The sequence below is a fragment of the Hydrogenovibrio sp. genome (assembly GCF_049975065.1).
GTDB lineage: Bacteria > Pseudomonadota > Gammaproteobacteria > Thiomicrospirales > Thiomicrospiraceae > Hydrogenovibrio.
Genome location: NZ_JBNGDN010000084.1, coordinates 1 through 9,084, shown reverse-complemented (window position 1 = coordinate 9,084; position 9,084 = coordinate 1). Strand labels below are relative to the sequence as shown.

The window sequence follows — 9,084 nt, the reverse complement described above, 5'->3', positions numbered from 1 at the left end:
TGTAAAGGGCTAGCCATTCACTTCGGGTCGTGCCTAGCATAGGGCATTTTCTTGATTCGCTTAATGTTCAATTTGTTTAGGACACTACACTAGCCCTAAAAAATTCATTTTAAACCGCCGGTGGCTTTAATGACGACCTTGGGCGCACCCCCACAGCCAGCAGCGCCAGTGCATACACCGCAATCGCACCGAACACCAGTCCACTCAACCAAGCCATCCGCCTCCCCGCGTCCATCGCCAGCCAGTCGGATAGCGCCGGTGCCAGACCGGCTAAAAACACCGCCATCACGCCATTGGCCAACAGCACCTGCCATATTAATCGCTTCCAGCCCGGCAAAGGCGTAAACAATTGCCATTGTCGCAACATCCAGTAAAGCAATCCAGCATTGACAAACGCAGAGGCACTGGTGGCGGCCGCCAGACCCACATGCGCAAAAGGCCCGATCAACGCCAAATTCAATACCACATTCACCAGCAAAGCCACCACCGCAATTTTAACCGGTGTTTTCATATCTTTTCGCGCATAAAACGCCGGTGCCAAAATTTTCACCAAGATAAACCCCAAGAGCCCAAACGAATACGCCATCAAACTCATGCCGGACATCACCACATCATGATCGGTAAAAGCGCCATAATGAAACAGGCTCGTGACCAAAGGCTGCGCCAGCAACAGCAACCCAATTGTCGCTGGCAACGCAATCAGCCAGACCAATCGCAAAGCCACATCAATGTCCTGACGATAGGCCTCCCAGTGACCATTGGCGGCTTTTTTCGACAGGCCTGGCAAAACCACCGTGGCCAAGGCCACGCCAAACACGCCCAAGGGAAACTCCATTAATCGATCCGAATAATACAACCATGACACCGAACCCGTCACCAAAAACGAGGCCAAAATCGTGTCCACCAGCAGGTTAATTTGCGCCACCGACACCCCGAACAGTGCGGGCAGCATCAAACGCTTCACTTCCCCCACCCCGTCGTTTTGCTTGGCCGATGGCAACGGCAACAAACCCAACCGTTTCAAAAAGGGTAAATGAAACAGCAACTGCAGCACACCCGCCACCAACACGCCCCAGGCCAACGCCATCACCGGCACGTCCAGCAGTGGCGACACCCAGATCGCAAACGAAATCAATGTCAGATTCAAAAACACCGGCGTAAAGGCTGGCACCGCAAACTGGTTATAGGTGTTCATAATGGCGGAGGAAAACGCTACCAGTGAGATCAATAACAAATACGGAAAGGTAATGGACAGCATGTCCGACGCCAGTTGAAACTTCTCTGGATCGTCCACAAACCCCGGTGCGAACACCATCATCCACACGCCGGAACCCAAAACGCCAAAAGCGGTCAACATCAGTAATATACCGCCCAAGCGGAATAAAATCGCGTCCACCAAGGCTTTCACCGCCGCCTTGCCATCACGCTCTTTTACCCCAGCCAACACCGGCACAAACGCCTGCGAAAAGGCACCTTCGGCAAACAGTCGGCGGAAAAAATTAGGGATTTTAAAGGCAACAAAAAACGCATCCGCACCCGTAGAGGCCCCGAAATAGCGTGCAATCACCATGTCTCGCACAAAACCGAGCACACGGGAAATCAGGGTCATGCCACCGACGGTGGCCGTGGCTTTAATCAAACGCTTCAAGGCAAAATTCAGTCATTTAAATGAGTTGAGTGGAATCAAAAATTAATGGAATTCATTGTAACGGGGGTTAGCCGTCACACAGAAGCATTTTGACGGAAAAACCCGTTTTTTCAATATAAGAACGGATTGCGGGCATAAAAAAACCGGGTTATCCCCGGTTTTTCTTCGAACAAACAGAATCGATTTCGATTCGGTTAGGCCAAATTACGCCATGGCTTTGATGCGAGCGTTCAAACGGCTTTTGCTACGCGCCGCTTTATTTTTTTCGATGATGCCTTTACGCGCCATGCCGTCCATGCTGGACTGAGCTACACGGAAAGCCGCCGTCGCCGCTTCTTTGTCACCGGCTTCAATTGCCGTCAAAACTTTTTTAACCTTGGTGCGCATTTCAGAACGCATGCTCGCGTTATGAATTCGATGCTTCTCGGCTTGGCGAGCGCGCTTAGTTGCTTGTGCTGAATTTGCCATTTTTTACTCCAAAAAATTTGTATTTTCAATCGTTTACATCGATACGCATCGACTATCGACACTGTTCAGAAAGGGCTAAATCTTTCGTTTAAGCATCTAAATGTTTGAAAGGATTGCGGAATTATCCATAAACTTTCCATTGATGTCAAATACTTATCGCATTATTTTTTACACCTCAGCCAAGACCACAACACCGGATTTCGACCCGCCTCTTCCCCTCGCAACAAGGCCAATTCCGGTTGAGAAAAACGGCCGAAGCTCTATACTGCTGTTAATGACTTTTAAATCCATTCCCTGAGAGGCCATATGACGACTCAGCCGCCATCATTTAATCCGCTTAACCGTCGTGTCTTCAGCGCAATTCTAATCACGGCCTTGCTGGCGCTGGCCTGGTTGGGCACCTTGGATACTTACACCTACGATTACCTGAAAGGCTCTCTGCTGAACGCCTTGGCCAGTTATGGCGTGAGCCGTTCTTTGAACGCTGTGATCTCAATGTTTTCCACCTCCACCATCAGCATTGGGGTCGCTTCCCTGTCTGTCGGTGAATTGCTTGACCCCTTGAACGATTTAATCGAGCGCTTCTCGGAGCTGCTGACCTTTGCCATCGGTTCCATTGCCATTCAAAAAGTACTTTTGACCATCGTATCTTCAGAACTGTTTAATGTCATTTTATCGGTGTTTGGGTTAGGTTTAATCGTTGCTCTGTTTCGCCCAAACCAGCCAGGCCTGGGCATTTTGAGCAAACTGTTTCTATTGACGATCTTTCTTCGACTGTCGTTATCATTGATGTTGCTATTAAACCTGGCCGTGGATCATACTTTTATCGAACCGGGCATTCAGTCTAACCAACAGAAAGTCGAGCACCTCGCCAGCAACTTGGACGAACTCAATCAGACACCCCAGACCCCGCAAGCCATGCAACAAGACTTGGCACAGCTGCAGCAGCAACGCCCCGCATTGGTAGCGCGCATCCAAACGCACCAAACACAAGTGGACTCAGGCCAGACGCGCATTGAAGAACAAGCCCAACGGATTGATCAGCTTCGGCAAGCCCTCCCTCTCTGGGAACGCTTGAACCTCTTTAAACAGGACAACGCTTTGCATCAGGCAAAAGCCCGTTTACAGCGGCTAAAAAACCGTTTATCGCAAACAACGGAAGTGCTCGAAACCTTACAGGATGATCTGGAAACAATGGACGAACGCATCGCCCGCTATGAACGCCGACTGGCCGGACAACCCGATTCGATGATGGAATCCATCAACCAGGGCTTAACCTCTTTCACGACCACCATCAGCAATGTGGATATTTTCAAGATTCAAGCGCAATTGGAAGCCTCGGTGGAAAACCTGCTTAACCTGATGATGCTGTATTTGCTGAAAACCCTATTACTGCCTCTCCTGTTTATGTATCTGCTCATCAAAGGGTTCAAACAAATTTGGCAGGTGGATTTAGTCGCTTGGTTAAAACAACCACTCATGCCGGAAACAAAAAAAGCGACCTAAAGCCGCTAATCTTACCGAGATACGAATTCGGTTAATTTCGTGGAAACTTAGTACTTCACAGCATAGTTTTTAAAATAAACTTTGTCCGGGTCGATTTTATAAGTCCATTCGGCCCCGGAGTTTTTCCAGCCGTTTTTCAAACGAAAGCCTTTTTTGTCACCTTCTTTTAGCTTACCGCCCTCAAAGCCATCGGTCATAATGTAAACCTTTTCATAACCGTATTGATCCATCATTCTCGCAATGGGCGCGGCACGGGTGGCACCGGAACGGCACATAATGACATAAGTATTGTCTTCGTCGGCCCCCAGATCAGCGATTTTTTCTTCAAACTGCGAAATCCACTTTGGGTTCGGAGCCGGCATATAGCGCGGTTTGTTTTGTTTGGTATCCATTTTGGAATAATCAAACATCACCCCCGGCAACATAATCTGCGCCGCTTTGGTGTAACCGACAAACTGCCACTCTTCCGGCGTGCGCACATCCACCAAAATCACGCTCGGATCTTTTTTCATCATTTCCTGGGTTTCCTTGGCATCCACATACAACCCCTGTGGTGTGTGGCGCTTAGGATCTTTTGGTTCCGGCGCTGCGTGAGCCGCACTGGCCATTAGCGCGGTGGCTGTGATCACTGAAATCATCGTTTTTTTCATTTTCGCTTCCTTTTCATTAAGGCACTCGACAGGGTGCACCTTTGAGTGAAATTCAATTTAACGAAATCGATTATAAATCAATCACCTTAGAATTTCCTAATATTAATTAACCCTATACAGGACAAAAAATATTTATAGAGGTAAATAAATGAGACTTATTGTTAGGCCAGAATAGAGCGACCTGAGCGCAAAGGGAAAATCGTGCCACAGCGCCTATCGCGTGTAGCGTGTGTGAATCGAAGGTAAATAGGCCGATTACGGTTTAACCAGCCGGTTTAGCCAACCGCTTTTGAAGTCGCTGAATCCATTTTCCTAAGGCAGGTGCATCGCGATAAACATGGGCGTAAACCTCGTCCAGCGACTGATCCGACAGACCCAAGGCATCCAGCAGCAATACCTTTAAATAACCGGCGCATTCCGGTGTCAGTTGCGTGGGCAATGTCAGCTGGGTCAGTTTCGTCACGATTACGGCATCACACACCGCCCGCCACTGTTCATCATTTAAAGCATGATTGTCAGCCAGACCCTCTGGCACATGACCACGACGAACCAATAAGACGCTTCTTAACAGATGGTGATTATAGAGTTCTATCGCGGCCGGTCTTTGCGAGAACGGCAGCGCATTCATATAATAGGCTTCGACTTCAGAACTTAATACGGCCATTACAAACCACTCACGGATTCAATCCCATGACATCCATGCTGCTACGAATTTCGTAACGCTCGATTTCATAGATCACCATCTTCTGGTAATAACCATCGGGGAAGTTAAAATTAAAGGCGTTGCTTTCTCGGTAAATACGGGACATTGTGGTACTGCGCACTAACGCCGCTTCGAAATCAATCAAATGCTGGGTTTCCGGGAAAAACAGCCCTATATCAAACCGCGTATTGGCCGGGTAGCGTTTATCCACCAACAGCGACAGACCACCTGCACTGAGATTCACTTCACGCTTTGTCCAACGGCTCGGTGTCGATACCGGCGTCAAATCCTGAATCATTTCATCATAAGCGCGAAAATAGTACGACATATACACCAGCAGATAATACAACGCCTGCACCAATGGCACCTTGGGTTCCTTGCTGACTGAGGCCGCCAGTTTTTTCGCCAGCGCATCCACCTCAAAATCCCGTGGCCGTTTTTCACTCAAATCAAAATGACTGGCGGTGGATTTGTCCAAACACTGACCGAAATGCCGGAAATAACTCTGCAGTTTGACATTCAGTAAATCAAAATAACGAAACGTTTTCGGCGCCTGCTCCGCCAATTCTTCCAGCGACTGAACCCCTTTCGCATGCGCGTGAAACTCTAGCCAAGTCGCCACATCGCTTCGCGGACTGCGTGCCTGCAGCGATACGGAGGCTACCCAACTGCCAAAATAACGCCCATAACGTTCAAAGTTGGCAAAGACCGGAATGAGTACCTCTTTCTGCTCCTGGATATGATTGATCCAATAATGCAGGTGTTTCTGTGCCTGCTGGATGCGCTTTTCCATTGAGGGTGGAAAATAATCAATGCCATAGGTCTGCAGTTCACTACTTCTGAGCGGCTGACGCGGCACAATCGACAAACCCACTGGCATATCGACCCGACGAAACCGCCGCATTCCGTTTTTTTCAAACCAATAAGACACGCACGCATCCTCCTGAAGACGATTACAGCCAATCACCCAATTTAAACCCGATTCCCAGCCGATTGTTACGGTAATTATAATCAATCATACTCTCGCCGTAGCCGTAAAACCATTGGACATACAGGTTTAAATGACGATGAATCGGGTAAGAATAAGCCAGTTGCAAAGCGCCTTTATTGTCTTGAAAATCAAAATTATCCCGCCCCATAAAACTCAATTCGCCTTTGGGCAACGGATACACCCCCATCAGCTCAAAGTTCCCCATATAGTGACCAATGTCGGGATTATCGTCATCGCTTTCCGCCTCGGGAAGGCGCACCCAAGGCTCGATAAAAAACGCCATTTTTTCGGTTTCAAACACAAAGCGAAGATAGGCGCGGTTCCAGGAGCGCGACAAGCTGCCCGCTTGACCGTTGGACTGATGCGACAGCCCAATGTCCAGCAAACGCAGGCGAACGCCCTGCCAGCGCCAGTCGGCATCAAAACTCATCCAAACTTCTGGCTCGTGGTTCGAGTCCCGAAACGGGTTGGAAATATCGCCGTTGTAGGCCTGCCAGAAAGAACGATTGGTATAACCGACATACAGCCGATCCGATTCGCCGAACAGCTTCTCGGTCAGCGCCATTTTTAAACTCACCTGAAACTTGATTTCAGTCGGCGTAAAGGAAGCACCGTCTTGCAGCAAGGAATCGTCAAACGGTTTTTCATTGGCGCCGGCAAAATTATAAGAGCCGACCAAAATGTAATTGGCGTGATAGGGTTGCAACAAATACTGGTTGTACTCAAAATGCCTTTGTTCGGACAAACGTTTTTCCAAGGCACCGAAATCCGCAGCCGGATTCACCGTGATTCGACAGGCGGCTCGTATCTCATCCAAAGTGGTGGTTTCCGGTGCCGTCTCCATCGCTTCTTGAATACAGGCGGAATCGTATTTGGGGTTTTCGCCATTCGCCCAGGCCTGGCCATTCAGACAAAGCCCCATTAGGCCCGCCAAACACCGTTTAACGCTTAACACGGTTTTAATTCTCGTTCGGCCATCGCATACCCCAAATCAATCATCTCCCGCGCCCGATCGAACTCCAAAGTACCACAGGCATCGCTGGGCACCTCCAGCAACTGATCCGGCGGATACACGGCCAACTTGTGACGCGCAATGGCATTCTGCATGGCATCAAACGCCAGATCGGCGACCTCATACACACTCAGACTGGACACAGGTGGTGTCGCGTCCTTCTCACCCCAAAGCGGCTTCAACCAGCGTCCCAGCTTATCGTAAATCGTTTGCGCGGTTTCCGAGTGCTTCTCGGGCAAGTCCGCCGCTGCATTTGCACCGGTTTGCTGTCGCGGCTCACCGCCTAAACTCACGGCAATAATGCAGTCCGAATGGTCGTTAAACGCCGGTGCAATCGGCACCGGATTCAACACCCCGCCGTCAATCAAATCCATGCCGTTGAGGTGAAACGGGGTAAAAAACATCGGCAGTGAAATGGACGCACGAATGGCATCAAACAATCGTCCAGATTGCAGCCACACCTCTTTTTGTTTTTTCATATCGGTGGCGACCGCGGTGTAAGCGATTGGCAAATCCTCAATCATTCGATCACCCACCAGCTCGGTCAACGCCTTCATGACTTTATCCCCCTTCACCAAACCGCTTTTCTGCCAGGAAAAATCCAGCATCCCCACCATATCCACTTTGCCAATCCGACAAAACCAGTCTTCCAGACTGTCCAATTTACCGGCGGCATAGGCACCGCCGATTAACGCGCCCATCGAACAGCCGGAAACCGAACAAATATCATAGCCCTGTTCTTCCAGCCAGCGAATCACCCCAATGTGGGCGAGACCTCTGGCTCCGCCACTGCCCAACACCAGCGAAATGCGTTTTCCTTGCGTGCTGTGTGGCGACACCTCGATCTGCATGAGCGTGTTTTCCTCAAGTATTCAGTATTTACGATCGTTATTCCCGATGATAGGGATGGTTTTGCAGTCGCGACCAGGCACGATAAATTTGCTCCGCCACCAGTACGCGCACCAACGGATGCGGCAGCGTCAATTTCGACAGCCCCCACTTCCATTCCGCCTGCTGGATCAATTCCGGTGCCAACCCATCAGGACCGCCCACCACCAAGGCCACGTCCTGACCGGAAGCCAACCAGTCGTCCAGTTTTTGGGAAAACTGCAGCGTGGTGGTTTGCTGCCCGTGTTCGTCCAACACCACCAACTGACACCCTTTGGGCAGTGCGGCGACAATGCGCTTAGCTTCTTCCGCCTTATACTGCGCCACCGACCCGCTTTTGCCGCGCGTTGCCATTGGCAACTCCACCAGCTTCAACGAGCAGGCTTTCGGCAAACGTTTGACGTATTCCGCATAACCGTCCTGCACCCATCGCGGCATTTTCTGCCCGATGACAATAAAATGGATAATCACGACAAATTCAATTCAACTTACCCGCTCTAAGCATTGGCGGAGCTTTTTTCTGACGTTTCACCCGGCTTGATATTCCACAACTTTTCCAGCTGATAGTGGGCGCGCGCAGATTCCGTCATAATGTGCACCACCGCATTGCCCAAATCCACCAGTACCCAATCCGGTTCCGGTCCGGCTTCTACGCCCAAAGGCGGCTCACCCGCCTCTTTAAAGGCGTGCGCCAGCGCATGACCGGTGGATTTCACATGGGTGGTCGACGTCCCCGTGGCCACCACCATACAATCGGCAAAAGAACAGATGCCCGCCACGTCCAATACCTGAATATCCCGCGCTTTGCTGTCCTCCAGCGTGCTGACGATTAGATCTTCCATTTGCTGCAAATCCATCATAAAGACTTCTGCCCTCTCATTGATAAAGTTGATGTTGTTGAATATAGTCTGCCACTCTTTGCGGCATCAGGTAATCCACCGGCTCGCCCTTTTTCAAATAGTCCCGCAAAGCCGTGGCACTTAAATCCAGTTGCGTGATGGGCAAATCAATGATTTGTCCGTGGTCTTCGGTCAGACTGGCTACCCAATGGTTCTGTAAAATGTCTTCCACCCCGCCGTCCGTCGGCAAGGGTTCACCCGGACGATGCGTCACCACAATATTGGCCAAGGCCAAAATGCCTGGCCAATCGTGCCAAGAATCGAACTTGGCAAAGGCATCCGTGCCCATCATCAATACCAGGGTCGCATCCGGCATCTG

General features: G+C 50.1%; 11 protein-coding genes. 1 reads left to right on the top strand and 10 read right to left on the bottom strand.

Annotated features, from left to right (window positions below; genetic code table 11):
• Positions 1-109 precede the first annotated feature (109 nt).
• Entirely contained in the window at positions 110-1,648 is a 1,539-nt protein-coding gene (gene murJ / locus ACP5D0_RS08960) for a murein biosynthesis integral membrane protein MurJ (RefSeq protein ID WP_472365393.1), read from the bottom strand.
• A 204-nt stretch (positions 1,649-1,852) separates the two neighbouring features.
• Positions 1,853-2,116: a 30S ribosomal protein S20 gene (gene rpsT / locus ACP5D0_RS08955; protein ID WP_472365392.1), complete on the bottom strand. Its 264-nt coding sequence runs from the start codon at positions 2,114-2,116 to the stop codon at positions 1,853-1,855.
• 306 nt (positions 2,117-2,422) lie between these two features.
• On the opposite strand from rpsT, the gene ACP5D0_RS08950 reads away from it, so the two are divergent.
• Positions 2,423-3,622 (top strand): hypothetical protein, encoded by a 1,200-nt coding sequence (locus ACP5D0_RS08950; protein ID WP_472365391.1) that lies wholly within the window; start codon positions 2,423-2,425, stop codon positions 3,620-3,622.
• 47 nt (positions 3,623-3,669) lie between these two features.
• Here the strand turns inward: ACP5D0_RS08950 and ACP5D0_RS08945 are convergent, their stop codons facing one another.
• The 8 genes from ACP5D0_RS08945 to ACP5D0_RS08910 form a co-directional block, all read right to left on the bottom strand.
• The gene (locus ACP5D0_RS08945; protein ID WP_472365390.1) at positions 3,670-4,272 is read right to left on the bottom strand and encodes a rhodanese-like domain-containing protein; all 603 of its coding nucleotides are present in this window, start codon (positions 4,270-4,272) and stop codon (positions 3,670-3,672) included.
• Between the two features lie 262 nt (positions 4,273-4,534).
• Entirely contained in the window at positions 4,535-4,936 is a 402-nt protein-coding gene (locus ACP5D0_RS08940; RefSeq protein WP_472365389.1) for a hypothetical protein, read from the bottom strand.
• A gap of 10 nt (positions 4,937-4,946) precedes the next feature.
• Complete coding sequence (locus tag ACP5D0_RS08935; protein WP_472365387.1) at positions 4,947-5,906, bottom strand: hypothetical protein; 960 nt, start codon at positions 5,904-5,906, stop codon at positions 4,947-4,949.
• 22 nt (positions 5,907-5,928) lie between these two features.
• Positions 5,929-6,888, bottom strand: coding sequence for a phospholipase A (locus tag ACP5D0_RS08930; protein WP_472365386.1), 960 nt, complete (start codon positions 6,886-6,888; stop codon positions 5,929-5,931).
• A gap of 26 nt (positions 6,889-6,914) precedes the next feature.
• Positions 6,915-7,829 carry a patatin-like phospholipase family protein gene (locus ACP5D0_RS08925; protein ID WP_472365385.1) on the bottom strand — a complete coding sequence of 305 codons (915 nt, stop codon included), beginning with the start codon at positions 7,827-7,829 and terminating at the stop codon, positions 6,915-6,917.
• 37 nt (positions 7,830-7,866) lie between these two features.
• A complete protein-coding gene (gene rlmH / locus ACP5D0_RS08920; protein WP_472365384.1) occupies positions 7,867-8,337 on the bottom strand; it encodes a 23S rRNA (pseudouridine(1915)-N(3))-methyltransferase RlmH in 471 nt (156 codons plus the stop codon).
• Between the two features lie 26 nt (positions 8,338-8,363).
• Positions 8,364-8,726 (bottom strand): ribosome silencing factor, encoded by a 363-nt coding sequence (gene rsfS, locus ACP5D0_RS08915; RefSeq protein WP_472365383.1) that lies wholly within the window; start codon positions 8,724-8,726, stop codon positions 8,364-8,366.
• 16 nt (positions 8,727-8,742) lie between these two features.
• Positions 8,743-9,084 (bottom strand): nicotinate-nicotinamide nucleotide adenylyltransferase (locus tag ACP5D0_RS08910; protein WP_472365382.1); only part of this gene is annotated, 342 nt, incomplete at its 5' end.